Raw genomic sequence first — 25,261 nt, 5'->3', positions numbered from 1 at the left:
GTAATGCAGATTGTTTCCCGCGGCATCCTCGCCCTGGCCGTGGCGGCCGGTTGCGCGCCGCTGGCCGCGCTGGCGCAGGACGCGGGCCCGGATACCCGGTTGTCCACCCAGATCTTCCTCAATGCCAGCCAGCTGGACCGTTCCGGCGTGGACACGGCCGACGAGGGGCTGGCGATCGATCTCAAGCGCACCTTCGTGACGCTCGATCACCGCTTCAACGAGCGCTGGTCGGCGCAGATCACCACCGACGTGCAGTGGAACCGCAACAGCGATCCGACCGATGTGTGGGTGCGCCATGCCTACCTGCAGCGCAGCTTCGGCAAGGGCAGCTGGCTGCGGCTGGGCAACGCGCCGACGCCGTGGATCGCACAGGAGTCGGCACGTGAAGGCTACCGCTATGTCGATCCGGGCCTGATCGCCCGCACCAAGATGGGCGCGCCGGTCGACTACGGTGTGCACGGCCAGTACCGCAATGGTGATTTCGTCTACAACGCCTCGGTGGTCACCGGTGGCGGCTTCCAGAAGCCGCGGCTGGGCAACCGTGCCGATGTGGAGGCGCGGGTGGGCTGGACGCCGGTCAAGGGCGTGGAGCTGCCCGCAGGCGGTTATCGCGGCACGCGCGCGCAGGATGCCGGCAGCAAGCCGCACGTGCATACCGCGCAGCGCTGGAACGCGATGGCCAGCTGGGTGGGCGAACGTGGCCGCGCCGGCGCGCAGTATTTCCGCGCCGAGGACTGGACCCGCATCACCAAGCCCGGCAGTGCCGACCAGCGCGGCTGGTCGGCATGGAGCAGCTACCAGTTCACCCCGCAGTACGGCGTGTTCGCCCGCTATGACGAAACCCGCATGAGCCTGGATATCGATCCGACCACGCGCGAGCGCTATCACCAGCTGGGCGTGGAGTGGAAGCCGAACAGGCACCTGCGCCTGGCCGCGGTCGGCAAGCGGGTGGAGCAGCGCTCGGCGAAGAAGGCGATGGAAAGCAATGAAGTGGGCGTGTGGGCGCAGCTCGCGTTCTGAGTGCCTTCGCCAGTGATGCAACGCAAAAGGCCAGCGTCCGACGCTGGCCTTTTCTTCTTCCGGCGTTGCCGGATCATTCGCCCTGGTACTGCTTCTCTTCCACCAGCGCCGAACCGGCGACGCGGTTGATCTCGTTCTTCACCGTGATGCGCTCGCCGTTGGTGGCGTAGACGCCGCGCGCCAGGGTGATGAATTCCGCACCGAAATCCTGTGCCGCTTCCTTCTCGCGAAGCTGGTCCTGGATGTCCCACATGCGCTCGTTGATCGCCTTGAGCTGGTCCTTGAGCGGCGCCAATGCCGGGCGCGCCTCCTGCTGCTGCAGCCACAACGGCCACAGCCCCTCCAGCTCGGTGCGCACATTGGCCAGCTTGGCGGCATCGGCGATGCGCTCGGCCTTGATTTCGAGAATGGTGATCTTGTCGATCAGTTCGCCGATCGATACCGGGGTCAGGATGGTCTGCACGTTGCCGCTGCCGTTTCAGGATTGGTCGCCATGATAGCGCCCCGCCGCGGCGTGACCGGGTGGCGACAGTTGCCGGTGTTCCCGGCACGGATGCAGGAAGATCGGCTGCGCAGAATGCAGCTCCGGTTCCTGCCGGCGGCCGCTATGAATTGCGCTACACGCTGCACGGCGATGTGTGGACGCTGGAGCGCCGGGAGGGCGAGCGCCGGGGCGAGCGCGAGGTGTGGCAACGCGTGCCACGCTGATCTATAGCGAGGGCGGCTGTCGCCGCCCTTCGCCGGGCCGGTCACGCCTGCAGCTGTGGCGGGAAGCCGGCTTCTTCCAGCGCCGTGAGGAAGCGTTCCACCGGCTGGCTGGACTGGATCTGCACGCGTTTGGCCGGAACATCGATCTCGACCGTGGCGGCCGGGTCCACGTCCTTGATGGTGGCGGTCACACTGCGCGCGCAGCCGCCGCAGGTCATGCTGTCGATATGCAGTTTCATCGGGGATCTCCGTGGAAAGGGGCGAGAATGGAGCTTGCCATGGTGGCAAGGTCAAGCGCTGCGAAGTGCTTGACCCTGCCATCGTGGGAAGCTTCAAGATGCGCTCGACAGCAGGCAGGTGGAGATGAGCCGATGATGAGTATGGCCAGTCCGGGTACTGCGCACCCGGCACAGCAGTCCGAAGAACTGTTGATCGAAGGCATGACCTGCGCCTCGTGCGTGGGCCGGGTGGAGCGCGTGTTGAACGCGGTGCCCGGCGTGCGCTTGGCCAGCGTCAATCTGGCCACCGAACGCGCCCGCGTGCAGACCGACGGCAGCGTGCCGCGCGGGTCACTGGTGCAGGCGGTACGCAAGGCGGGCTTCGAGGTGACGGAGTCGGCTCCGCTGGAACTGGTGATCGAGGGCATGACCTGCGCTTCGTGTGTGGGCCGGGTGGAGCGCGTGTTGAATGCGGTTCCGGGTGTGCGCTCGGCCAGCGTCAATCTGGCCACCGAGCGCGCGCAGGTGCAGGGCGAGGTGGCGGCCGAGGCATTGCTGGCAGCGGTCACCAAGGCCGGCTACAGCGCCCGCGTGCTGGATCCGGCCGGCAGCAGCGAGGATGCGCAGGCGCAGCGTCACGCCGAGGAGCTGCGCGTGCTCAGGCGCGACCTGTGGCTGGCCGCGGCGCTGACCCTGCCGGTGTTCGCACTGGAAATGGGCGGGCACCTGCTGCCGGCCTTCCATCATTTCATCGCCGCCACGCTGGGTACGCACAACAGCTGGCTGCTGCAGTGCGCGCTGACCACGCTGGTGCTGGTGTTCCCCGGCCGTCGCTTCTACCTCAAGGGCATCCCGGCACTGCTGCGTGCCGCGCCGGACATGAATTCGCTGGTCGCGGTGGGCACGCTGGCCGCCTACGGCTTCTCGCTGGTGGCCACGTTCGCGCCGGGTCTGCTGCCGGCCGGCACGGTCAACGTGTACTACGAGGCCGCCGCGGTGATCGTGACGCTGATCCTGCTCGGCCGCATGCTCGAGGCAAAGGCCAAGGGCCGCACCTCCGAGGCGATCAAGCGCCTGCTCAAGCTGCAGGCCAGGACTGCACGCGTGCGCCGCGACGGCGGCGTGGTCGAGCTGCCGCTCGAACAGATCGGCAATGGCGATGTGATCGACGTGCGTCCGGGCGAGCGCATCGCGGTGGATGGCGAAGTGATCGACGGCGGCAGCTATGTCGATGAATCGATGATCAGCGGCGAGCCGGTGCCGGTGCAGAAGGCGCCGGGCAGCCGCGTGATCGGCGGCACGGTGAACCAGACCGGCACGCTGGGCGTGCGCGCCACCGCGGTGGGTGGGGCCACGGTGCTGGCGCAGATCATCCGCCTGGTCGAACAGGCGCAGAGCGCCAAGCTGCCGATCCAGACGCTGGTGGACCGGGTCACGCTGTGGTTCGTGCCGGCGGTGATGGCGCTGGCGGCGCTGACCTTCGCGGTGTGGCTGCTGTTCGGCCCGGAGCCGGCGCTGAGCTTCGGCTTGGTCAACGCGGTGGCGGTGCTGATCATCGCCTGTCCGTGTGCGATGGGTCTGGCCACGCCGACCTCGATCATGGTCGGCACCGGGCGTGGCGCCGAGCTGGGCGTGCTGTTCCGCAAGGGCGAGGCGCTGCAGCTGCTCAAGCAGGCGCAGGTGGTGGCGGTGGACAAGACCGGCACGCTGACGGAAGGCCGCCCGCTGCTGACCGACCTGCAGCTGGCCGAAGGCTTCAAGCGCGCCGATGTGCTGGCCAAGGTGGCGGCGGTGGAAGACCGCTCCGAGCATCCTATCGCCCGTGCCATCGTCAGCGCCGCGCAGCAGGACGGACTGGCGCTGCCGCCGATCAGCGCGTTCGAATCGGTCACCGGTTTCGGCGTGCGCGCGCAAGTTGATGGCGTGCGCGTGGAAGTCGGTGCGGACCGCTTCATGCACAGGCTCGGCCTGGACGTGGCGCTGTTCGCCGAGGCTGCGCGGCAGCTGGGCGAGGAGGGCAAGACCCCGCTGTATGCGGCCGTCGATGGCGCGCTGGCGGCGATCATCGCCGTGTCCGACCCGATCAAGCACGACACCCGTTCGGCCATCGCCGCGTTGCACGCGCTGGGGCTGAAGGTGGTGATGATCACCGGCGACAACCGTCGCACCGGCGAGGCCATCGCCCGCCAGCTCGGCATCGATGAGGTGGTGGCCGAAGTGCTGCCCGAGGGTAAGGTCGAGGCGGTGCAGCGGCTCAAGGCCACGCATGGCCGTCTGGCCTATGTCGGTGACGGCATCAACGATGCGCCGGCGCTGGCCGCGGCCGATGTCGGCATGGCGATCGGTACCGGCACCGACGTGGCGATCGAGGCGGCCGACGTGGTGCTGATGTCCGGCAGCCTGCAGGGCGTGCCCAACGCGATCGCGCTGAGCAAGGCGACGATGGGCAATATCGGCCAGAACCTGTTCTGGGCATTCGCCTACAACACCGCGCTGATTCCGGTGGCCGCCGGCGTGCTGTATCCGCTGTGGGGCGTGCTGCTGTCGCCGGTGTTCGCCGCCGGCGCGATGGCGCTGTCCTCGGTGTTCGTGCTGGGCAACGCGCTGCGTCTGAAACGCTTCCAGCCGCCGCAGGGCTGATCGGAGACGATGATGGAAGAGGGCATGAACATCGGCCAGGCGGCGAAGGCCACCGGCATCTCGGCCAAGATGATCCGCTACTACGAGGACAGCGGCCTGATCGGGCCGGTGGCACGCACCGCTGCTGGCTACCGTCTCTACAGCCCGCGTGACATCCACACGCTGGGCTTCATCAAGCGCTCGCGCGACATGGGCTTCAGTGTGGAGCGCATCGGCGAACTGCTGGCGCTATGGCAGGATCGCTCGCGGCACAGTGCCGACGTCAAACGCATGGCCAGCGAGCACATCCAGGTGCTGCGCGAGCGTATCGCGCAGATGCAGGAGATGCTGCGCACGGTACAGGCGCTGGTGGATTGCTGTGCGGGGGATGCCCGGCCGGATTGCCCGATCCTGCGTGACCTTGAAACGGGAATACCGCTGCAGGGTGTGGCGGCACCGGCGACCTTCGGTAGCGCCAGCTCCGGCAAGCGCAAACGCAGCTAGCGCGCCACACGGAGTCAGGCGCACCGATCGAAGATTGCGTTACACGCGCCGCGCGTGCCAGAAAACGCCTGAATAAAGGCCTAAAAACCCCGTTCTGTGAATGTGCTGATTTCAGGATGGGTTGGGGCGGCTAACGGAAAAATTACAACCGGACGCAGGCAGCCGCCTGGCTGCAGCGCCATCCAGTCTGTAATCCAGAGGTTGTACCCATGAAGAATTCGCTGATTGCTTTGGCGCTGCTTGCCGCCGCTCCGTTTGCCGCTTCCGCTGCCGAAGGCCTGTCCTACAACTATGCGCAGGCCGACTACGTCAAGACCGATGCAGATGCCGGCAAGGCCGATGGCTGGGGCGTGAAGGGCTCCTATGAATTCATTCCACACTTCCACGCCTTCGGTGAATACAACCAGCAGAAGGCCGACATCACCGATGCCAAGACCGACCAGTGGCGCGTCGGCCTCGGCTACAACCGCGAAATCGGCAACAGCACCGACTTCGTCGGCCGCGTGGCCTACAACAAGTACGACCCGAAGCACGGTCTGGACTTCAACGGTTACAGCGCCGAGGCCGGTATCCGTACCGCGTTCGGTGCGCATGCCGAGGTCTATGCGATGGCCGGCTACGAGGACTACAGCAAGAAGCACGGCATCAACCCGGAAGGCCAGCTCTACGGCCGTCTTGGCGGCCAGGTGAAGTTGAACCAGAACTGGGGCATCAACGGCGACCTGAAGATGGACCGCGACGGCAACAAGGAATGGTCGGTGGGTCCGCGCTTCAGCTGGTAACCGGCTGAACCGCCTCCAGACAGGAAAAGCCCGGCAATGCCGGGCTTTTTCATGGAGTGCTGCGCCGACTGCCGGTGGTGTGCCGTGGGCTCAGCTGGCGCCACGCACGCGCTGGGTCAGGCCCTTGAGGAAGTTGCGCAGCAGCTGGTCGCCGCACTCGCGGTAGTTCTTGTGCTCGGGTTGGCGGAACAGCGCCGACAGCTCTGGCTTGGACACCGGGAAACCGGTGCCGGCGAAGATCGCGTGCATGTCCACGTCCTTCAGTTCGAAGGCCACGCGCAGTTTTTTCAGCACGATGTTGTTGGTGATGCGCTTTTCCGGCGGGCGTGCCGGCTGCGAGTCGTCGCGCCCGCGGCGCTGCACGATCAGGCCGTCGAGGAAGCGCGCCAGTACCGCATCGGGGCAGGTTTCAAACAGCGGCTCGTCGTCCTTGCGCAGGAAATCATGCACCTGTGCCGGATCGATATTGAAACCGGGATCGGCCAGGTGGACGGTATCCACCACCTTGCTGTCGCTCAGGTCGAGCATGTAGCGGATGCTGCGCAGTATGTCGTTGTTGATCATTGCCACTCCCTAAGCTGCGTGGCGGAACTGCCAGCGGCGCCTAGTGTAACGCCGCACCGTACCGGCGCCGGCCTACAATTGTCGCCGGTCCCGCTGGATTTTCCGCATGTTTCTACCTGCCGTGATCGCTGCCCCGGGCACCTCCCGGATACGGAGAAAGCGGTGAGCCTGCGCGCGATCGTGCACCTGTGCCTGCACGCGGCGGTGCCGGCGCTGCTGGCCTGGCTGTTCTGGCGGCCACAGTTCGGCAAGGCATGGCTGTTGCTGCTGCTGGGCTGGGTGATCGATATCGACCACCTGCTGGCCGATCCCATCTATGCGCCGGATCGCTGCAGTGTCGGCTTCCATCCGCTGCACACCGCGCCGGCCATCGCCGTATATGCGGGCATGGTAGTGCCGCGGCGCACGCGCCTGTTCGGCATCGGCCTGCTGCTGCACATCGCGCTGGATGCGATCGACTGCGTGTGGATGCGCTGCAGCAGCTGAGCTGCGTGTGTGAGGCTTACCAGCCGTACCACGGCCCCGGGCCGTAGCCGTAGGGACCGACGCCTTCGCCCTTGCTCATGTGGATATTCAGATCCACGCGGCGGGTCTTGCCCTCGTCGTTGGTGATGTTCTTGCCCAGGTTCAGGTCCACGGTCTGCCAGTTGCTGTTGCCGTAGGCCTTGGAATAGCCGATGCCGGCGCTGACCGCGCCATGTACCTGCAGCTTCTCGTCGACGACCGGACTTTTGCCGATGTCCTTGCGCAGGCCGCGGCCGCTGTGGTCGCCATAGAAGGTGCCCGGCGCATCGGACTGGTAGGCTGGATCGTCCAGATAGCGCATCGGCGCCTGCGGAATGCTCAGATCCAGCGCACCGGGCGTCACCGCGCCGTTCTGCGCGAGGGCGGCAGCAGGTACCAGCAACAGGGCAACGATGAGGGAAGGTCGGATCATGGCGGTAACGCTCCGGGCGCCGTACCGAGGTGGTACGGCTGTCTGGAAACTAGCAGATACGACTTGAACCATGCCTGTCGTCGCCCTGACCCGGAGCCGCTCACGCCAGGCGCTGGAAGGAAAACAGCTTCGCCAGCCGGTGCCTGCGCCGCTCGATGGCCGCACGGATCAGGCCCGCGCCGATCATCGAATAGGTGATGCCATTGCCGCCATACGCCATCGCGAACTGCACCCGTGGCCCCCACTGCGGGTGCGCGCCGAAGAACGGCAGCCCGTCGCTGGTTTCGGCGAACGTGCCGGCCCAGGCGAAGGCCGGGACCAGCGGCAGGTGCGGGAACAGGGCGCCGACCTTGTCCGCCAGCTTGCGGGCCTTGCGATCGACGCGCGCGTCACGCCGGGCCGGGATATCCACCGCATCGTCTTCGCCACCGGCCAGCAGGCGATGATCGGCGGTGCTGCGCAGGTACAGGTAGGGCCGCGCGGTTTCCCACAGCATGGTCGCCTGCAACTCTCCCAGCGTCGCCGCCGGCAGCGGGTCGGTGACGAAGGCATAGCTGCTGCGGTTGCGTGCCACGCGCTGCCGCAGCCACGCCTGGCTGGCGTAGCCGGTCGCCATCACCAGATGCTTGCAGGTGATGGTGATGCCGTGCCCGGTACGCGCCCGCACCTGCCGTGCGGAGGGCTCCAGCGAGGCGATGCAGGTACGGTCGAACACCTGTCCGCCGCGGCGCTGGAGTGCGGCCAGCAACCGGTAAGTCATGCGGTACGGGTCCACACTCGCGGCCAGGTCACTGAGGATCGCGCCCGGTGCGGAAAAACCGTACTGCTCCTGGATCCGTCCCGCATCCAGCCAGTGCACCGCCAGGCCATGTCGGCGGCGCAGTTCGAACTCGTCCATCAGCGCTGCCATATCGCGTCGCCGGCTGGCGTAGTAAAGGCTGCGGTGTTTTTCGAAATCGGTGCCACGCAGCCGCGCGGCCACTTTCTGCAGTGCGGGAATGGCATCGGCGCAGGCCTGGTAGGCCAGTACCGCCTGTTCCTCGCCGTAGCGCCTGGCCAGGTGCTGCAGCGGTGTATCGATCTCGTACTGCAGCAACGCGGTACTGGCGGCGGTGGAGCCCCAGCCGATATCACGTTGCTCCACCACCGCCACGTCATGGCCATGCCGGCTCAGCTCGTCGGCGATGAGTGCGCCGCTGATGCCGCCGCCGACCACCAGCACATCGCAACGCACTGCCTGCCGCACCTGCGGGTAGGCGTGCATCAAGCCATTGCGGATGGCCCAGAACGGGTAGCCGCTTTTAAGATCCATCGTCGTATCCGTTCCGATAGGGCCGCGCTGCCGGCATCAGGCCGTGGGATGGCCGGTATGCGGGGTATGGATCAGCTGGTCGACATCGAAACCCAGCTGCCGCGCGCGGGCGATGTAGTGGTCGCGGATGGTGGCATCCATCTCCGGCTGCCGCGACAGCAGCCACAGGTACTTGCGATCCGGGCTGCCGACCATCGCGGCGCTGTAGTCCGGGTCCAGCGCGATTACCCAGTAGTCGCCCTTGGTGAAGGGAATCCAGCGCAGCCCCTCGGGCAGGAAGCTGACTTCCAGCCGGCTGTTGGATGTGTCCGCCGGTGTGGCCCGGCCGATGGCCTCCTGCAGTTCGCCCTTGTGGATGCAGCGGTTGCGCACGCGCACACTGCCGTCGTCATCGAGCGAATAGTGCGCGCTGATGTCGGTCGCGTCCTCCGGTTCGTGGCGCATCGGCAGGCGGTCGATTTCATACCAGGTACCCAGGTAGCGCTGCAGGTCCAGCGACGCCACCGTGGGCAGCGGGGAATGATCGCTCATGGTCGGGAGATCCTTCATGTCATGGATGGCCAGCAACGCTATAGACCGGCGGCGGTGAACGGATTGTGCGCGGGCGGCTCCCGATGCGGGCGGGTGCAGGCAGGCGTAAGCTGGGTGCGACACCCGACGGGATGACTGCCATGTACGCCGTGATTCTCCTCCAGGGACAGAGCCGCTATGCGCGCGAGCGTTGGGAGCAGCTGCCGGCACTGGTCGACTACCAGGGACAGAGTCTGTCGCTGCGGGCCGGTCCGCGGCAGCCGCTGCCCACCGACCATGTCTGGGACCCGGTCGCGGTCTATGCGCCCGATGAGCTGACCGAGGAGGAGTTCCAGGAAATCTACGCACTCAACCGCCACAAGATCACCGAGCTGGACCTGAAGTACTGAAAGTCGACGCGGCGTCGCGTGATCCGGCGGGGCGCTGTTCTATAGTCGGCGCTGGTGCGGTGATCCGCGCGATTCCGGTATTCGCTCTTGCCCGTCAACTCTTTTCTCCCGTCCCTGCGTGCAGTTTTTTTCCGTGTCCTTCTGGTCGCAACGGTGCTGTCTGCCGGCACCGCGATGGCCACGCCCGGCAGTAATGGGGACGGGGTCGCCGCACCGGAGCGGATCGAACAGGCCGCGCAGCTGTTCGCATCGGTGCAGCAGGCGCTGGACGACGCCGATGCACAGGAAACGCTGAAGACGCTGTCCGAACGCGCGCAACGTGCGCAGCAGCTGGCCGACGCCGCCGTGCTGGCGCTGCAGCCCGAGCTGGACCAGTTCGATGCGCGTCTCGCCCAGCTGGGGCCGGCGGAGGAAGCCGGTGAGGATGCGGCCATCATCCAGTTGCGGCAGCGGCTGGAGCGCGAGCGTGGCCGCATCGATGCGGAGATCAAGCGCGGCAAGCTGCTGGCCGAGGATGCCCGCCAGCTGGGCGAGAGCATCGAGAAGCGGCGGGCGCGGCAGTTCGGCCAGCAACTGGGGCGAAAGGTCGCCTCGCCGCTGTCGCCGGCGCTGTGGCAGCAGTTCGCCACACATCTGCCCGATGATCTGGCGCGGCTGCGCTCGCTGTACCGGCAGGCCCGTACCGGCCTGCTGGGGGCGGTCGAGCGACATGGGTGGGGCATCCCGCTGGCCGGCCTGGCGGTAGCGCTGCTGCTGGTGTTGCCGCTGCGGCTGTGGCTGCGGCGTCTGGGACGGCGCTACGCCGCCTCCCCGCACGCGCCGGCCGGACGCCTGCGACGCACCGGACTGGCGGTGTGGCTGTTGCTGGTCGGCACCCTGTTGCCGGGTGTCGCGGCGATGGTGCTGGTGGGCGGGCTGCATGCGGTCGATGCGATTCCGCCGCGGCTGGAAGCGGTGGCCGGAGTGTTCATCCTCGCCAGTTTCGTGGCCGCCTTCATCGCCGCGGTGGCCTCCAGCCAGCTGTTGCCCCGGCGCCCTTCGTGGCGCCTGCTGGACATCGACGACCCGGCCGCGGCACGCCTGCAGCAGTTCGCCTGGGGGGCCGCGCTGCTGACCTGGGCCAGTCTGCTGCTGCGGGACATCAACCGCGCCGCACGGACCTCGGATGTGGTCACGGTGATGCTCGACGGGCTGATCGCGCTGACCTGGGTTGCACTGATCATGGGCGTGCTGACCACACTGGCCGGACTGCACCGGCGGCGGGCGGTGGCGGCCGCGCGGATCGAGCGGCAGGAGGGTGCGTCCGGCAAGCCGCCCGGGCGCGCACCGCGCAGCGGCTGGCTGGTGCTGGCCCGGCTGGGCGGCTACCTGACGGTACTGGCGGCGCTGGTCGCCAGTCTGCTGGGCTACCTCAACCTCGCGCTGTTCATCGCGCAGCAGATGCTGTGGGTGACCGCCGTGGTGCTGGCGACCACGCTGTTGCTGAAGTTCGCCGATGATCTGGCGCTGTGGCTGCTGGCGCCGCACAGCACCTTCGGCCGCCTGCTACGGCTGTCCACCGGCATGCCGGCGGCGCGGCTGGAACAGGGCGGCGTGCTGCTGTCGGCGGCGCTGCGGGTGCTGCTGGTACTGGCCGGGATCTCCGCGCTGGTGGCGCCCTTCGGCAATGCCAGCGCGTTGTATGGCGGCATGGAAACGCTGCTGTCGGGAGTGACGGTCGGTGGCCATCTGCTGCGACCCTCGACGGTGTTCTGGGCGCTGGTGGTGCTGCTGCTCGGTCTGGCGGTGATGCGCGTGGTGCAGCGCTGGCTGGTGGACACCTGGCTGCCCAAAACCGGCCTGGACGCCGGCGCGCGCAATTCGATCAGCACGGTCGCCTATTACCTGGGCATCGTGCTGGCGGTGCTGTGGTCGCTGGCCACGCTGGGCATCGGCTTCGAGAAACTGGCGCTGCTGGCCAGCGCGTTGTCGGTGGGTATCGGCTTCGGCCTGCAGGCGATCACCCAGAACTTCGTCTCCGGCCTGATCCTGCTGGCCGAGCGCCCGGTGAAGATCGGCGACTGGGTGAAGATCGGTGACCTTGAGGGCGATATCCGCCGCATCTCGGTGCGTTCGACCGAGATCCAGGTGGGCGACCGCTCCACCCTGATCGTGCCCAACTCCGAACTGATCACCAAGACCATCCGCAACATGACCACGGCCGATGCGCTGGGCCGCATCCAGTTGCAGTTCTCGGTGCCGCTGGGCACGGATGTGGCAATGCTGCGCGGTTTGCTGCTGGACATCTATGCGGCCAACCCGACCGTGCTGGAGCAGCCGGCGCCGTCGGTCTTCATCGACTCGATCAGTGGCGGTCTGGTGGCGATCAACAGCTTCGCCTACGTGCCGACCTCGCGGAACGTGTATGGGACGCGCAGCGAGCTGCTGTTCGAGCTGTTGCAGCAGGTGGCCGCGCACGATATCCGGCTGGTCACGCCGACCGAAATCCGCGTGCTGCATGATCCGCAGGACGCCTGAACCAGTGTTCCCGGCGTGGGGCAGCGGGCGCAGGATCGTCCTGCGCCCATTGCCGGTATCAGGTGCGCGGGAATCCGGCGGCGGTCACAGCAGGGCGTAGTCGTCGACCGCCAGCGTCTCTGCATGACTGAGCCAGGCGCGGATTTCGAGGTCGTCGATGGCGTGCTCCACGCCCAGCGGCATGCGGATGCGGCCGTCATGGTCGGCCTGCACCCACTGCTGGGCCACCACCACCTGGCGCTGCGATGACACCGCCTCGATCCAGAAGCCACGCGGTGGATGCTGCGCGGCGTACAGCTCCAGCGTGTACTGGCCGGGACGGGTGGCGCGCGGCTGGCGGCTGATCATGCGGGACTGGCGCACGCTCGGCCGCGGTCCGTGGAACGTCTGCAGCGGCGCATCGACGGCGATGCCGCGGCGCAGCTGACCGTCGCGGTACAGGCGCATGCCCTGGTCGCTGTCGACCAGCAGCGCGCACCAGTCGCCGGCGGCGGAGCCGTCTTCGAACGCGGTGCAGCGGTCGATGTAGGCCAGCCGGTGGCTGGGATCGGCTTCCTCGAACTTGCGCGAGGTGTTTTCCAGGGAGACCGACTTCAGTTCCCACTTCTGGTCGTACTCCAGCAGCACCGGCGGCTGCACCTGTTGCACGCCGACCCGCACATGTCCGTCCTCCAGCCGCAGCATCCGCGTCTGCTCGCCCAGCCACAACGACCGGGCGAAGGCACGGTAGCGGGCATAGCTGCCGCCATCCCCGTGCAGCGCGGCGACACTGGCGCTGGGCGGGCGCTGCGGCGCGACCAGCGAACGACCGAAACCGATCGCATCGATGGTCGGATCGATCAGCTGCAGCAGCGTCGCGCCGGAGTCCAGCGTGGTGCCGGCCTCGGCCTGCAACTGTCGCGGCGTGATGCCGTTGCCGAGGAACAGCAGCAGGTTCTCGCGCTGCTGCTTTTCCAGCACATGGCTCAGGTGGTTGGGCATGGCCAGATGATCGGAGGCCACCACCACCAGCGTGTTGTCGCCGAACTCGCTGTCGCGGATCCGCTGCACCAGCTGCGCGATCAGACGGTCGCTGCACTTGAGCGCCTTCAGCAGGCCAATATCGCCGTAGGGGCTGGGATAGCGGGTGCGTTTGCAGGCCACCGGCAGGTGGCCGGCCGGGTGGTGGGTGTCCATCGTCAGCGTGGTCAGCATGAACGGCTGGCCGGCGCGCGACAGCTCGATGAAACGGTCAAACGCGTGGTCCAGCAACACATCGTCGTGCACGCCCCAGTTGGAGAAATGCTTTCTGGCGATGTCCTGCTGCTGGAACCAGGCCAGATCATGCACCGTGTCGAAGCCGTGCGAGGCGAGGAAATCGGCCTTGGCCGCGAACTGGCCATTGGCACCGCCCAGATAGTGGTTGCGGTAGCCCTGCTGCTTCAGGTAATCGCCCAGGCAGAACGCTTCGGGCAGGAAGCTGGCCATGCGGCCCATGCTGTTCTCATCGCCTTGGGCGGTGGTCAGCGGCACGCCGCACATCGAGGACACCAGTCCGGCGATAGTCCAGCCGCTGCCGTCGGCCGAGGCCAGATTGCGCACGTCCAGGGCCTGTCCGGCAAGCTGCTGCAGATTGGGCATCAGCCCGGGGAACACGCTTTCGTCCAGATAGGTGCGCTCCAGGCTTTCACCGTAGATCCAGACGATGTTGGGTTTGCGTGCCAGAGGACGGGTCGGCACCACGTATTCGGGTGCGATTGCGCTGTAGTCCACCGGCTGCAGCTGCTGGTAGATGCGTCGTGCATCCGCATACAGCGGGCTGCCGGCCAACGCCGTGACCAGCAGCGCACAGAAACCGGCGAAGACGGCGTGGCCGCCCTTGCCCAGATGGAACCGCCGGATCCGCATCAGCAGCAGCGGTGACAGTGACAGCAATACCAGCGCGAGGAAGCCGGCGATATAGCTGCCGAAATCGGCGATACCCGCACCTTCCATATCGCTGCGCAGGTGATAGAGCGTGGCCGAGTTGATGCCATCGCCGCTGAGCCGGTCGATCAGCCACCAGCTGCTCAGGGAGAGCAGCAGCAGGGACAGCAGGGCGGCCTTGAGCCGCAGCAACGTCGGGGAAAGCAGCAGCAACACGGCCAACGCCGCCAGATACAGCCAGATGATCCAATGCATGCGGTCACTTGGTTGGGGAAGAGGACAACGGCCGCGGCCGCAGGCTCCTTGCCACCACACTATGTCAGGCGTGTGACGGCAGGATGGGCGGATGGTGCCTGCACCAACCTGACTGGAATGTTTATCTGGCCGGCAGCCGCAGTACTCAGCGGTGGCCTCTTTCCTCGTGTGCGCGGGCGCGGGTGCGCCGGTCGAACAGCAGCGAGCTGAGGATCAGTCCAAGGCCGATCACCACGCCCACCACGAACAGCAGGATTGCGAAGGTGGGGTAGCCCAGCAGTGTCCAGCGACTGGGAACGCGCATCAGCAGGGCCGAGGACAACAGCAGTGCGGCGGTGATCAGCGCCGCGGCGATGCGGTTGGCGACCTTCTGGATGTTCTCCATCAGCCGCGACTCTTCCAGGCCGGTGACTTTCATCTGCAGGCGGTTTTCCGCGACCACGCTGAGGAAGTCGGACAGGCGCCGTGGCCCGTTGCGCAGCAGCCGTTGCAGCTCCATCGTCTCGCTGGCGAGGTTGGCGGCCGACAGCGATTTTTTCAGGCGTGCACGCATCACGTGCTGCAGCTGTTTCTCCAGCACGCGGCGGGTGTCCAGCGTCGGCGCCAGTGCCTGGCACACACCTTCCAGGTTCAGCAGCGCCTTGCCCAGCAGGCTCAGCTCCGGCGGCGTGCGCAGGTTGCTGGCGGTGGCGATGCGCACCACTTCCAGCACCACGTGGCCTTCGGACATGGTGCCGCTGGCGGCGTAGCGGGCGATCATCTGCCCGGTCTCGCGCAGGTAGCGCTCCTCGTCGTAGTCCTCCAGCCGGGTGCTGATGCTGATGATCTCGTCAGCGACTTCCTCGCCCCGGCCATCGACCGCGGCGAACAGCAGCTTCAGCAGTCGTTCCCGCAGCCGCGGCGGCACGTGCGCGATCATGCCCAGGTCGAAGATCGCCAGTTGCCCCTGTGGCGTGACGCGGAGGTTGCCGGGGTGCGGGTCGGCATGGATTTCGCCATGCACGAAGATCTGGTCCAGATAGCCGCGCACCAGCGCCTCGGCCAGCGGCTGCATCGACTGCTCGGTGCGGCGCACCGGCGGAATGGCGTCCACCCGTACGCCGTCCACCAGCTCCATGGTCAGCACCCGGCGGCCGCACAGATCCCACAGCGGCTGCGGCACGGTCAGCTCGGGATAGGGCGCCAGATGCTGGCCGAAGCGGGCGAGGTTGCTGGCTTCGGTCTCGAAATCCAGTTCCATGCGCAGGCTTTTGGCGAACTCGCCGAGCCAGTCGGAAAAGCGCACCTTGCGGCCGACCCGGGTGAGGTGGTCGGCGGCACTGGCGAAGCTGCGCAGCACCGCCAGGTCCGAGCGCAGCTGCGCGGCGACATCGGGTTTCTGCACCTTCACCGCCACCTCGCGGCCATCGTGCAGGCCGGCACGGTGCACTTGGGCGATCGAGCCGCAGCCCAGCGGTTCGGGGTCGAACCACGCGAACAGCTTGTTCACCGGAACCCCGAGATCCTCTTCGATGACGGCGCGAATCTGCGCCACCGCGATCGGTGCGACGTTCTCCTGCATGCGTTCCAGCGCCGCCACATACTCGGGCGGAATCATGTCCGGCCGCGTGGACAGCACCTGGCCAAGCTTGACGAAGGTGATGCCCAGCGCTTCCAGGTCGGCGACGAACTGGGTGGGGTTGTCATTGGTGGCGACGCGTTCCAGGCGCGGCAGCTCGCCGTCGAACTGGATCCCCGAGAACACGCCCGAGTTCCGGTAGCGCAGCAGCAGGCGCACGATCTGCTGGCGCCGGTTCATGCCGCCGATGGGGGTTGCCGGTGGGTCAGTGGCTGGCTCGTGCAAGAAGATGCCTCCGCAATCATGCAGCGCCAGTGTTACCAGCAGCCGGTGGGCGGCAAGTGAATGCCGGCTCACATCAAGCGCGGCCGATGGTGGAAAATTGGCCCCCCTTCCTCGAACCCGGTGTGCCCATGGCTGGAGCCAGCCTGTTTACCCTGCTCGACGACATCGCCACCCTGCTCGACGATGTTTCCATCCTGACCAAGGTTGCGGCCAAAAAGACCGCCGGCGTGCTTGGAGATGATCTGGCGCTCAACGCGCAGCAGGTGACCGGCGTCAGCGCCAGCCGTGAACTGCCGGTGGTGTGGGCGGTCGCCAAGGGCTCGATGGTCAACAAGGCGATCCTGGTGCCGGCGGCACTGGCGATCAGCGCCTGGCTGCCTTGGCTGGTGACGCCGCTGATGATGCTCGGCGGGGCTTTCCTGTGCTTTGAGGGCGTGGAGAAACTGGCGCACAAGTTCCTGCAGGGCAAGGACGAAGAGGCCACGCACAAGGCCGAACTGAGCCGCGCGTTGGCCGATGACAGCACCGACGTGGTGGCGTGGGAAAAGACCAAGATCAAGGGCGCGGTGCGCACCGATTTCATCCTCTCGGCCGAGATCATCGTGCTGTCGCTGGGCGTGGTGTCCAGCGCACCGTTCGGACAGCAGGTGGCCACGTTGATCGTGATCGCCGTGGCGATGACGGTGTTCGTCTACGGGCTGGTGGCCGGCATCGTCAAGCTCGACGACCTCGGGGTCTGGCTGCTGGACAAGGGCCGCGCGCTGGCCGCCTTCGGTCGCGGCCTGCTGCATGCGACGCCGTGGCTGATGCGTGGCCTGTCCATCGCCGGCACCGCGGCGATGTTCCTGGTCGGCGGCGGCATCCTCATCCACGCGATCCCGGCACTGCACCACTTCATCGTGGGCCTGGCCCCGGCCAATCTTGAGTGGCTGGCCAACGCACTGGGCAGCGTGGTGGTGGGCATCGCCATCGGCATCACCGTGCTGGTCGGGGTGATGGGGTTCCAGAAATTGCGCGGCAGCAAGCCGGCGCACTGAGTGTGGAGCTGGCCCGGGCACGCAAGCGGTTGCCCGGGTTAGGCGTGAATCTCTCCGTGGAAGGACCTGTTGCCGGGGCGAGGCCTGTTCCAGCTCCCGCAACTGCTGCTGTGCGCGTACCAAGGATTGTGGCCGGACAAGCTGCCCAGCAGGCGCCGCAGCCAATGCGTGCCGTGCAAGCGTTTCAATGCCCATCGTGCTAACGCGATGCCGGGCGAGCAAATGCGCGAAGCGTTGCTGCAGTCCGGCAGTGGCATCACGGTTGGTCAAGGGAATGTCCATGCACAGGTGATTCGCACCAGCGCGGGAAATATCACAAGACGGCCCAGATGCCCAAGACATGCCGTTGGCGATCAGTCGGCCGGCATCACCTGGTTGCGGCCCGCCTGCTTGGCCGCATACAGCGCACGATCGGCGCGTTGCAGCAGGGCTTCGGCGGTTTCTCCCGGCAACGCGGTGGCCACGCCGGCGCTGAAACGGACCTGCACGCGCTCGCCTTCGTACAGGAACGGTCGCTGCGCGAGGCTGGCCTGCAGCTGGCGCACGTTTTCCAAGGCCTCGCCGCGTCCGCAGCCGGGCAGTACCAGCACGAATTCGTCACCGCCGAAACGGGCGAGGTGATCGCCGCCGCGGAGCCGCTGCTGGAGCACCGCGACCATGTGGCGCAGCGCCTGGTCGCCACCGGCATGGCCGTGGGCCGCGTTGAGCGTGCCGAAGTGGTCCAGGTCCAGCAGGGCCACGCTGAGCGGCCCGGTGTCTGCCTGCAGTGCAGCGCCCAGCACCTCGTCCAGCCCGCGGCGGTTGAGCGCGCCGGTCAACGGATCGCTGCGCAGCTGGCTGCCGGCATCCTCCAGCTCGCGTTCCAGTTGCAGCACGCGCTGTTCGGCGGCGCGGGCTTCGGCGCGGGCGTTGGCGAGATGGTCGCGCGCACGCAGCGCCTGGCCCTGCACGCGTGCGGTGTCCTGCAGCACGTCCTGCAGCAGCTGGTTGAGATCGGCGATGTTGCGGATCTGGCGCACCGACACCGCATAGCCGGCCAGGCGGTCGTGGTAGTCGCCGGCATCACTGGCGATGTCGTCCATCTGCTGGATGAAATCGACCATCAGCTCCTTCATCGCGCTCTTGGAGGCGTCGATGCCTTCCTTCAGCAGGCTTTGCCGATAGATCACTTCGCGCAGCTCGCTGCGGGTCTGTTCCAGCGAGGTGTGGTCCAGCGGGCCGGACAGCAGCTGGCGTACCGTTTTGATCTGGCCCTGCAGCCAGCTGTCGCCATCGAGCAGCTCGGTAATGTTCTCCAGCAGCAGGTCGAACAGGTTCAGCAGCAGGTCGTGCTGCTCCTGCAGGCCGTCGTTGCGCACACCGGCCTGGTGGCACAGTTCGCGCAACGGCTGCTCCACGGGTGCCAGCGACTGTCCCGGCTGCCAGTTGCGTAGTTCCAGACCGACGCGGTCGGCCTGCTGCCGCAGTTCCGGTGCCTGCAGCAGCAGGTTGGCCAGCACCACCTCGAGGGTGTCGCGCAACAGGTCGCGCAGGCGCGCGGCATCGCCATCGCCTGCGGCCGGTGTGTCCAGTTCGACGGTGCGGATGTACTTGTCGATCAGCTGCCGCAGCAGGCGTCCGTAGCGTTCCCAGTCGCGCTCGGCCTGGGCGCTGTGCAGGCGCTGGCCCATGTCGCCCAGCTCGCCGGGCAACGTACACATGCCCTGGGCGAAGGCGTGCAGCAGCGCTTCGGGTTCGTGCGCGCCGGCGAACAGGCGCTGCAGCAGTGCCATGCCGTTGGACGCCGGTGGTTGCCGGGTGCTGCTGCCGGTTGCGGCGGCATCGGCGTTGCCCTGCCGGCGTGACAGGATGCGTCCCAACCCGGCGCTGCGGGAGGGTGAGGGATCGGTGCTGTCAGCCATTGCTGGAGTCCGGACGGGAACAGGTGCGCAGGTGCTGCGGGAGTGGTATCCAGTCCCCATTATCGGCATGGTGGTGGCCGGCTTGAACGGCAGCCGTTCACGGGAGACAGGAAATGCGGGTATTGCTGGCCGGTGCAAGCGGTCTGGTCGGGGCGCAGGTGTTGCGGCAGCTGCTGGATGATCCGCGCTGCAGCAGCGTGGTCGCGCCTACCCGGCGGCCACTGGCGCAGGTCGACCCGCGCCTTCTCAATCCCGTGCGGGATTTTTCCGAACTGCCGCTGGAGGCCGACTGGTGGCAGGTGGATGCGGCGATCTGCGCGCTGGGTTCGACGATGAAGCAGGCCGGTTCGCGCGAGGTGTTCCGGCAGATCGACCACGGCTATCCGCTGTTGATCGCGCAGACGGTGAAGCGGCACGGCTGCAAGGTGTTTGCGCTGAACTCGGCGGTGGGCGCCAATCCGCGCTCGCCGGTTTTCTACAACCGCATCAAGGGCGAGCTGGAGTACAACCTGCGCGCGCTGGGCTTCGACGCGTTGACGCTGGTGCGGCCGGGTCTGATCGGCGGCGAGCGGGCCGAGCGGCGACCGGGGGAACACATCGCCGGCCGCGTGCTCGGCGTGCTGGGGCCGGTCCTGCCCCGGGCATGGCGGATCAACCCGGCCGATCGTATTGCCCGGGCGCTGGTCGAGGCGGCCTTGGCGCCGCAGCCGGGTGAGCGGGTGATCGGTCCGGCGCAACTGGCCTGAGTCGCCTCGCTGCACCCGCCGCTCAGGCCGGCAGTGACTGTCCGCCGTCCACCGCCAGCACCTGCCCGGTGATCCAGCGCGCGGCCGGTGAGCACAGGAACAGCGCGGCGCTGGCCACGTCCTCGGCATCGCCGAATCCGCCGAACGGAATCTTCGCGCGGATCTGTTCGTACAGCGCCGGCTCCCCGCTGCGCCGGCGGTCCCACAGGCCGCCGGGGAACTCGATCGACCCCGGTGCGAGCGCGTTGACGCGGATGCGCTCGCGCGCCAGCTCCGTGGCCAGTGACACCGTGTAGTAGTTCAGCGCGGCCTTGGCGGTGGAGTACGCGGCCGCACGCGGGGTCGGTACCGAGGCATTGATCGAGCTGATGTTGAGGATCGCCGGCTGCGCGCTCTGGCGCAGGTACGGCAGCACCAGGCGGTTGGTGCGCACGGCGGCCATCAGGTCGACATCGAAACCGGCCTGCCAGCTGGCGTCGTCATTGCCGTTGCCATACCCGGAGGCGTTGTTGACGACGATGTCGATGCCGCCCAGCGCTGCCGCCGCCGCGTCCACCCACGCTTCGATCTGTGCCGGATCGGCGAGGTCGCAGGCTTGCACATGCACCGCTGCACCCGCGTGCTCCAGCATCTGTCGCGCATGCTGCAGTCCATCGGCACCACGGGCACACAGCGACAGCTGCGCGCCGGCACGGGCGAACGTGGTGGCGATGGCCAGACCGATGCCACGGCTGCCGCCGGCAATCAGCACCCGTTGGCCGTGCAGGGGAAGGGTCATGACGGTGCTCGCCTATGGAAGGACAGGTGATTATCGCTGCGCGGGCGGTAATCCGGGCGCAGCCAGGCCAGCATCACCCAGACGGTGAACAGCCAGCAGGCGGCCGTCAGGCCAATCCATATCCGGGGACGCCGCATCGACGGCTCCATGCAAAGGTATCGACAGGGCTGGTATCAGCGCGGGTCCGGCTCCGGTGCAAAGCGCGGCACCGGCTCACCGTCGACGATGACGGCTTCCACGAACATCGCATACGGCCGCACCCATAGCGCGCCATCGCCATAGAGCTGGCGGTAAAGCACCAGCACTTCCAGGGTCTCGCTGTGCCGGCACAGGTCCACCAGCTGGTAGGGCTGGCCCTTGTAGTGGCGGTAGCGACCGCGTGGCAACTCGGGCAGGGGCGGCAGCTCGGACATGGCGGGTTCCTCGGCGGGGAGGGCCATTGTGCGGCATGCGCGATGAGCGGCAGACGCGGAACGGCAGCGCTGCTGTTATTGCCGCCGCGCAAAAAAAAACAGCCCGCATTGCTGCGGGCTGAAAGGTTGCTGCGGAAAACGGATCAGTGGGCCAGCGCTAGGTCGTCGATCAGCGCGCGCAGGAAGCGTGCGGCTTCGCCGCCGGTGCAGGCGCGGTGGTCGAAGGTGACCGACAGCGGGATGACCTTGTGGGTTTCCACGCCACCCATCACCGGGGTGAGCTGGAAGCGGGCGCGGCCGGCGGCAACGATCGCCACGCATGGCGGCACCACCACCGGCGTCGCATAGCGGCCGGCGAACATGCCGAAGTTGCTCAGCGAGATGGTGTAGCCGCTCAGTTCCGAGGGGGCGATCGAGCGGTCTTCCACCTGCTGGCGCAGGCGGTTGATGCCCTCGCGCACGCCACGGGCGTCGAGCATGTCGGCATTGCGCAGGGCCGGCACGAACAGACCGTCGTCGGTGTCCACGGCGATGCCGATGTCGACCTGCGCATGCAGGGTGCGGGTGAGGTTGTCGCCGTCGAACCAGGCGTTCATCGCCGGCACCGTCTGGCAGGCGACCACGATCGCGCGCACCAGCCGCGAGGTCATGTCGTTGCCCGGGGCCCAGGCATGGATGTCGGCGTCGTCGCTGAGCGTGGTCGGCACGACCTTGCTGTGTGCATCGGCCATCACCCGGGCCATGTTGCGGCGCACGCCCTTGAGCGGCTCCGGCTGGCCCTTGGCGACCACGCCCGGCGGCGCGGTACGCATCGGCTTGCCGGCGGCCGACAGCGGGGTGCGGCTGGCGTCGACGCGTGCGGCGGGTGCGGGTGCGGCAGCGGCCTGGACCGCTTGCGGTGCGGCTGCCGGCGCGCTGCCGATCTTCGCGGTGCCGGCTTCGGCAGCCTGCTTCACGTCATTCATCGTCACCGCGCCATCGGCACCGGTGGCGCGCACGCGGGTCAGGTCCACGCCCAGCTTGCGGGCGACCGCGCGCACCGCCGGCATCGCCTTGACGCCGCCCACGGCCACGGCCTGTTCGGCATGTACGGCATTGGAGCTGACCATCGCGCCGACCACCGTGCCTTCATCGGCACGTTCGGCTGCAGCGCTGGCTGCCGGGACGGGAGCCGGTGCCGGAGCGGCCGGCGCAGGTGCGCCATGGTGATGGCCGGTGTCCTGGCCTTCGGCGCGCTGCGGCAGGTCCGGGTCGATCTCGAACTGCGCCAGCATGTGCCCGGTGATGACGATGTCCCCCGGCGCACCGGCCAGCTGCAGCACCTTGCCGGAGAAGGGCGAGGGCACCTCGACCACGGCCTTGGCGGTCTCCATCGACACCAGCGGCTCGTCCAGCGTGATCACGTCGCCTTCCTTGACGAACCACTCCACGATGGTCGCGTCCGGCAGGCCTTCGCCCAGGTCGGGCAGGTTGAAGTTCTTGGTCTGGCTCATTTCAGGGATTTTCTTCCAGTAGTTCCAGGTCGCGTGCCGGTAGCCAGCCCCGCGCGCCATTGGCGCGTTCGGCCCACCACCAGCCCCCGTGTTCGTGATGCAGTTGCACCCTCTCGCCGCTGTCCACGTCCAGCTCCTGCGCGCTGTAATCGCGCAGCGCCTCGGCGCGGCCGTCGCCCAGCGGTCGCAGCCATGCCACCGGTGCCCAGCCGGCACGGCCCTCGCCGGTTTTCACCCAGGCGAAGTCCGGCCATTCCTCGTCGAGTACGCCCAGCTGGACGATCTCACCGGCGTGGAAGCGCAATGGCACCGGGTACTGGCTGCGATAGGCGTTGAGCAGGCGCGCCTTCATCTCAGCCCGCCGCCACCGCGCGCCGGGCCGCGGCCACGATCCGCTCCACGCTCGGCAGGTACTTCATTTCCAGCCGGAACAGCGGGATGTGGGTGTCATAGCCGGTGACGCGCTCCACCGGTGCCAGCAGGTCGTACATCGACTCCTCGGCCAGCCGCGCGGCGATCTCGGCGCCGAAACCGGCGGTCTTCGGCGCTTCCTGCACGATCACGCAGCGGCCGGTGCGGGCCACCGATTCGGCGATGGTGGCGAAATCCAGCGGACGCAGCGTGGCCACGTCGATCACTTCGGCGCTGATGCCTTCGCCGGCCAGCGTGTCGGCCGCTTCCAGCGCTTCCTTGACCTGTGCGCCCCACGCCACCAGGGTCACGTCGGTGCCGTCGCGCAGCACGAAGCACACGTCCAGCGGCAGCGCCTCGCCGTCATCGACGACCACTTCCTTGTACTGGCGGTAGATGCGCTTGGGCTCCATGTAGATCACCGGATCCGGCTCGCGGATCGCCGCCAGCAGCAGCCCGTAGGCACGCTGCGGGCTGGACGGCAGCACCACACGCAGGCCCGGCACGTTGGTGAAGATCGCCTCGTTGGCTTCGCTGTGGTGTTCCGGCGCGCGGATGCCGCCGCCCCACGGCACGCGCAGCACCATCGGGCAGTGCAGGCGGCCACGGGTGCGGTTACGCAGGCGCGCGGCGTGGCAGACGATGTGGTCCACCATCGGGTAGACGAAGCCGTCGAACTGCGCTTCGGCCACCGGTTTCATGCCCTGTGCGGCCAGGCCGACGGTGAGGCCGGCGATGGTGGTTTCATCCAGCGGGGTGTCGAGCACGCGCTGCGCGCCGAAGCGCTGCTGCAGGCCGGCGGTGGCGCGGAACACGCCGCCGTTGACGCCCACGTCCTCGCCCAGCACCAGCACCGAGGGGTCGTGCTGCATTTCCCAGGCCAGTGCCTGGGTGACGGCTTCGATGAGGGTGATCGGGGTGGCGGTCATCGGGACTTCTCCGCTGTTGCTGGCCGCGTTGTAGGCGACACCGTGATCGTGGCTGGCCGGGGTGACAGTCATGTTGTGCTTGATGTCATCCATTGCGCTGCTCCAGGGCGATGGCGGCCGCACGCTGGGCCAGCAGGTCCGGCGGCGGGTCGGCATACAGGTAGTCGAACATCGCTTCCACCGGCTGCACCGGGCAGTTGAGGTAGGCGTTGACCTCCACGTCCACGCGCGTGCCGCATTCGGCGATCCAGCTCTTTTCCTCCTCCTCGCTCCACAGGCCCTGCGCGGTGAGGTACTTGCGCAGGCGGATCAGCGGTTCCTTCAGCCATGCCGCCTTCACTTCGGCATCGTCGCGGTAGCGGCGCGCGTCGTCGGCGGTGGTGTGGTCGGACAGGCGGTAGGTCAGCAGTTCCAGCACCGTGCCGCCCTTGCCGGACAGCGCGCGTGCGCGTGCCTGTTCCATCGCCGCCAGCACCGCAAGCAGGTCGTTGCCATCCACCTGCAGGCAGAACAGGCCGCCGGCCAGGCCCTTCTGGGCCAGCGTTTCGGCACCGGTCTGGGCCGAACGCGGCACCGAGATCGCCCAGCCGTTGTTGACCACGCACAGGATCAGCGGCAGCTGGTAGGCGCCGGCCGAGTTCACCGCGGCGTAGAAGTCGGTCTTGGAGCTGCCGCCGTCACCGCACACGGTCACCGCCACCTGCGGCTTGCCCTGCAGCTTGAACGACAGCGCGCTGCCGGCCGCATGCAGGCACTGGGTGGAGATCGGCACGCAGATCGGGAAGTCGCGGGCGGCGTCGCTGCTGCGGTCATAGTCGCTGCCGCGTTCGTCACCGCCCCAGTACATCAGCACGTCGCGCGGGCGCACGCCGCGCATGAACATCGCGCCGTACTCGCGGTAGCTGGGCGCGAACACGTCGCCGGGCTTCATCGCCGCGCCGATGCCGACGTGCGCGGCTTCATGGCCGAGGCAGGAGGCGAAGGTGCCGAGCTTGCCGGTGCGCTGCAGCGCCACGGCCTTGGTGTCGAACACCCGCGTGGCCAGCATCTGCTTGAACAGCGGCAGCAGCGTGCGCGGATCGCGCAGCGAGGCGGGCAGGTCGTCGCGGACCAGGTTGCCGTCGGCATCCAGGTACTGCAGGTATTCGATTTGGAACTGGGCGGAAACCGTCATCGCATCAACACCTTGAACAGATGGTTTCAAATGATAGGAATTCACATGGTAAGGACTCGGGGCGGAAAAGCCGTCCTGCGGCGCAACACGAAAGACCGTACAAACCGCCCCGTGCCACGACTGCCATCAGCAAAGCCAACGTATTCAGTCATATTCCCTGCCGCCGGTATTGTCGCGCCGCAGGCGGGTGCGGGTGTTTCTTTTCCGTTGCCTGGCAACTGCGCAAGGTTGTCGCGCTGCGTTACGCTTGCGCCCCCGCGTACAGGGCAAGGCCG

General features: G+C 67.6%; 24 protein-coding genes. 9 read left to right on the top strand and 15 right to left on the bottom strand.

Going from position 1 to position 25,261, the window contains the following annotated elements:
• The first annotated feature begins 3 nt into the window (after window positions 1-3).
• Window positions 4-1,020: a hypothetical protein gene (locus ACSBPQ_RS13475; protein WP_442682616.1), complete on the top strand. Its 1,017-nt coding sequence runs from the start codon at window positions 4-6 to the stop codon at window positions 1,018-1,020.
• Between the two features lie 73 nt (window positions 1,021-1,093).
• Here the strand turns inward: ACSBPQ_RS13475 and ACSBPQ_RS13470 are convergent, their stop codons facing one another.
• Window positions 1,094-1,483: a DUF6165 family protein gene (locus tag ACSBPQ_RS13470; protein ID WP_442682615.1), complete on the bottom strand. Its 390-nt coding sequence runs from the start codon at window positions 1,481-1,483 to the stop codon at window positions 1,094-1,096.
• A 286-nt stretch (window positions 1,484-1,769) separates the two neighbouring features.
• Window positions 1,770-1,967, bottom strand: coding sequence for a heavy-metal-associated domain-containing protein (locus tag ACSBPQ_RS13465; RefSeq protein ID WP_442682614.1), 198 nt, complete (start codon window positions 1,965-1,967; stop codon window positions 1,770-1,772).
• 141 nt (window positions 1,968-2,108) lie between these two features.
• Between ACSBPQ_RS13465 and ACSBPQ_RS13460 the strand changes: the two genes are divergently transcribed.
• From ACSBPQ_RS13460 to ACSBPQ_RS13450, 3 genes are all read left to right on the top strand, one after another.
• Window positions 2,109-4,586, top strand: coding sequence for a heavy metal translocating P-type ATPase (locus ACSBPQ_RS13460; RefSeq protein ID WP_442684595.1), 2,478 nt, complete (start codon window positions 2,109-2,111; stop codon window positions 4,584-4,586).
• Window positions 4,587-4,610: 24 nt separating this feature from the next.
• A complete protein-coding gene (gene cueR, locus ACSBPQ_RS13455) occupies window positions 4,611-5,069 on the top strand; it encodes a Cu(I)-responsive transcriptional regulator (RefSeq protein ID WP_442682613.1) in 459 nt (152 codons plus the stop codon).
• 209 nt (window positions 5,070-5,278) lie between these two features.
• Window positions 5,279-5,851 carry an OmpO family porin gene (locus ACSBPQ_RS13450; protein ID WP_442682612.1) on the top strand — a complete coding sequence of 191 codons (573 nt, stop codon included), beginning with the start codon at window positions 5,279-5,281 and terminating at the stop codon, window positions 5,849-5,851.
• A gap of 90 nt (window positions 5,852-5,941) precedes the next feature.
• Here the strand turns inward: ACSBPQ_RS13450 and ACSBPQ_RS13445 are convergent, their stop codons facing one another.
• The gene (locus tag ACSBPQ_RS13445) at window positions 5,942-6,415 is read right to left on the bottom strand and encodes a DUF1456 family protein (protein WP_442682611.1); all 474 of its coding nucleotides are present in this window, start codon (window positions 6,413-6,415) and stop codon (window positions 5,942-5,944) included.
• 162 nt (window positions 6,416-6,577) lie between these two features.
• Between ACSBPQ_RS13445 and ACSBPQ_RS13440 the strand changes: the two genes are divergently transcribed.
• On the top strand, window positions 6,578-6,901 hold the full coding sequence (locus tag ACSBPQ_RS13440; RefSeq protein ID WP_442682610.1) for a DUF6122 family protein: 324 nt from the start codon (window positions 6,578-6,580) through the stop codon (window positions 6,899-6,901).
• Between the two features lie 16 nt (window positions 6,902-6,917).
• Here the strand turns inward: ACSBPQ_RS13440 and ACSBPQ_RS13435 are convergent, their stop codons facing one another.
• From ACSBPQ_RS13435 to ACSBPQ_RS13425, 3 genes are all read right to left on the bottom strand, one after another.
• Window positions 6,918-7,352 carry a hypothetical protein gene (locus ACSBPQ_RS13435; protein ID WP_442682609.1) on the bottom strand — a complete coding sequence of 145 codons (435 nt, stop codon included), beginning with the start codon at window positions 7,350-7,352 and terminating at the stop codon, window positions 6,918-6,920.
• Window positions 7,353-7,452: 100 nt separating this feature from the next.
• Window positions 7,453-8,664: an NAD(P)/FAD-dependent oxidoreductase gene (locus ACSBPQ_RS13430; protein ID WP_442682608.1), complete on the bottom strand. Its 1,212-nt coding sequence runs from the start codon at window positions 8,662-8,664 to the stop codon at window positions 7,453-7,455.
• Window positions 8,665-8,700: 36 nt separating this feature from the next.
• Entirely contained in the window at window positions 8,701-9,195 is a 495-nt protein-coding gene (locus ACSBPQ_RS13425; RefSeq protein ID WP_442682607.1) for a lipocalin family protein, read from the bottom strand.
• A gap of 140 nt (window positions 9,196-9,335) precedes the next feature.
• Here ACSBPQ_RS13425 and ACSBPQ_RS13420 point away from each other — a divergent pair, with 140 nt between their 5' ends.
• Together ACSBPQ_RS13420 and ACSBPQ_RS13415 are read left to right on the top strand one after the other, a co-directional pair.
• Window positions 9,336-9,584, top strand: a complete 249-nt coding sequence (locus tag ACSBPQ_RS13420; protein WP_442682606.1) for a hypothetical protein — start codon at window positions 9,336-9,338, stop codon at window positions 9,582-9,584.
• Window positions 9,585-9,758: 174 nt separating this feature from the next.
• On the top strand, window positions 9,759-12,101 hold the full coding sequence (locus ACSBPQ_RS13415) for a DUF3772 domain-containing protein (RefSeq protein WP_442684594.1): 2,343 nt from the start codon (window positions 9,759-9,761) through the stop codon (window positions 12,099-12,101).
• An 84-nt stretch (window positions 12,102-12,185) separates the two neighbouring features.
• Here the strand turns inward: ACSBPQ_RS13415 and ACSBPQ_RS13410 are convergent, their stop codons facing one another.
• Both ACSBPQ_RS13410 and ACSBPQ_RS13405 read right to left on the bottom strand, forming a co-directional pair.
• Window positions 12,186-14,261, bottom strand: a complete 2,076-nt coding sequence (locus ACSBPQ_RS13410) for a phosphoglycerol transferase I (RefSeq protein ID WP_442682605.1) — start codon at window positions 14,259-14,261, stop codon at window positions 12,186-12,188.
• A gap of 145 nt (window positions 14,262-14,406) precedes the next feature.
• Complete coding sequence (locus ACSBPQ_RS13405) at window positions 14,407-16,059, bottom strand: ABC1 kinase family protein (protein ID WP_442682604.1); 1,653 nt, start codon at window positions 16,057-16,059, stop codon at window positions 14,407-14,409.
• Between the two features lie 173 nt (window positions 16,060-16,232).
• On the opposite strand from ACSBPQ_RS13405, the gene ACSBPQ_RS13400 reads away from it, so the two are divergent.
• Window positions 16,233-17,141 carry a DUF808 domain-containing protein gene (locus ACSBPQ_RS13400; RefSeq protein ID WP_442682603.1) on the top strand — a complete coding sequence of 303 codons (909 nt, stop codon included), beginning with the start codon at window positions 16,233-16,235 and terminating at the stop codon, window positions 17,139-17,141.
• Between the two features lie 353 nt (window positions 17,142-17,494).
• Here ACSBPQ_RS13400 and ACSBPQ_RS13395 read toward each other — a convergent pair whose 3' ends face one another.
• Window positions 17,495-19,042, bottom strand: a complete 1,548-nt coding sequence (locus tag ACSBPQ_RS13395) for a GGDEF domain-containing protein (protein WP_442682602.1) — start codon at window positions 19,040-19,042, stop codon at window positions 17,495-17,497.
• Window positions 19,043-19,155: 113 nt separating this feature from the next.
• Here ACSBPQ_RS13395 and ACSBPQ_RS13390 point away from each other — a divergent pair, with 113 nt between their 5' ends.
• Window positions 19,156-19,788 (top strand): NAD-dependent dehydratase, encoded by a 633-nt coding sequence (locus tag ACSBPQ_RS13390; RefSeq protein ID WP_442682601.1) that lies wholly within the window; start codon window positions 19,156-19,158, stop codon window positions 19,786-19,788.
• Between the two features lie 22 nt (window positions 19,789-19,810).
• Here ACSBPQ_RS13390 and ACSBPQ_RS13385 read toward each other — a convergent pair whose 3' ends face one another.
• The 6 genes from ACSBPQ_RS13385 to pdhA form a co-directional block, all read right to left on the bottom strand.
• Window positions 19,811-20,566: an SDR family NAD(P)-dependent oxidoreductase gene (locus ACSBPQ_RS13385; protein WP_442682600.1), complete on the bottom strand. Its 756-nt coding sequence runs from the start codon at window positions 20,564-20,566 to the stop codon at window positions 19,811-19,813.
• 173 nt (window positions 20,567-20,739) lie between these two features.
• Window positions 20,740-20,979, bottom strand: a complete 240-nt coding sequence (locus ACSBPQ_RS13380) for a DUF1653 domain-containing protein (RefSeq protein WP_442682599.1) — start codon at window positions 20,977-20,979, stop codon at window positions 20,740-20,742.
• Window positions 20,980-21,122: 143 nt separating this feature from the next.
• Entirely contained in the window at window positions 21,123-22,472 is a 1,350-nt protein-coding gene (locus tag ACSBPQ_RS13375) for a dihydrolipoamide acetyltransferase family protein (protein WP_442682598.1), read from the bottom strand.
• Between the two features lies 1 nt (window position 22,473).
• The gene (locus ACSBPQ_RS13370) at window positions 22,474-22,824 is read right to left on the bottom strand and encodes an SH3 domain-containing protein (protein ID WP_442682597.1); all 351 of its coding nucleotides are present in this window, start codon (window positions 22,822-22,824) and stop codon (window positions 22,474-22,476) included.
• A gap of 1 nt (window position 22,825) precedes the next feature.
• On the bottom strand, window positions 22,826-23,905 hold the full coding sequence (locus ACSBPQ_RS13365; protein WP_442682596.1) for an alpha-ketoacid dehydrogenase subunit beta: 1,080 nt from the start codon (window positions 23,903-23,905) through the stop codon (window positions 22,826-22,828).
• Window positions 23,898-24,986: a pyruvate dehydrogenase (acetyl-transferring) E1 component subunit alpha gene (gene pdhA / locus ACSBPQ_RS13360; RefSeq protein ID WP_442682595.1), complete on the bottom strand. Its 1,089-nt coding sequence runs from the start codon at window positions 24,984-24,986 to the stop codon at window positions 23,898-23,900. Before pdhA ends, ACSBPQ_RS13365 begins: the two co-directional genes overlap by 8 nt.
• Window positions 24,987-25,261: the final 275 nt, after the last annotated feature.

Origin of the sequence: Stenotrophomonas sp. JC08 (assembly GCF_052180205.1) — a bacterium.
Taxonomy (GTDB): Bacteria; Pseudomonadota; Gammaproteobacteria; order Xanthomonadales; family Xanthomonadaceae; genus Stenotrophomonas.
Note: the sequence above shows the minus strand (reverse complement) of the source record. Positions and strands in the feature narration are given on the sequence as shown.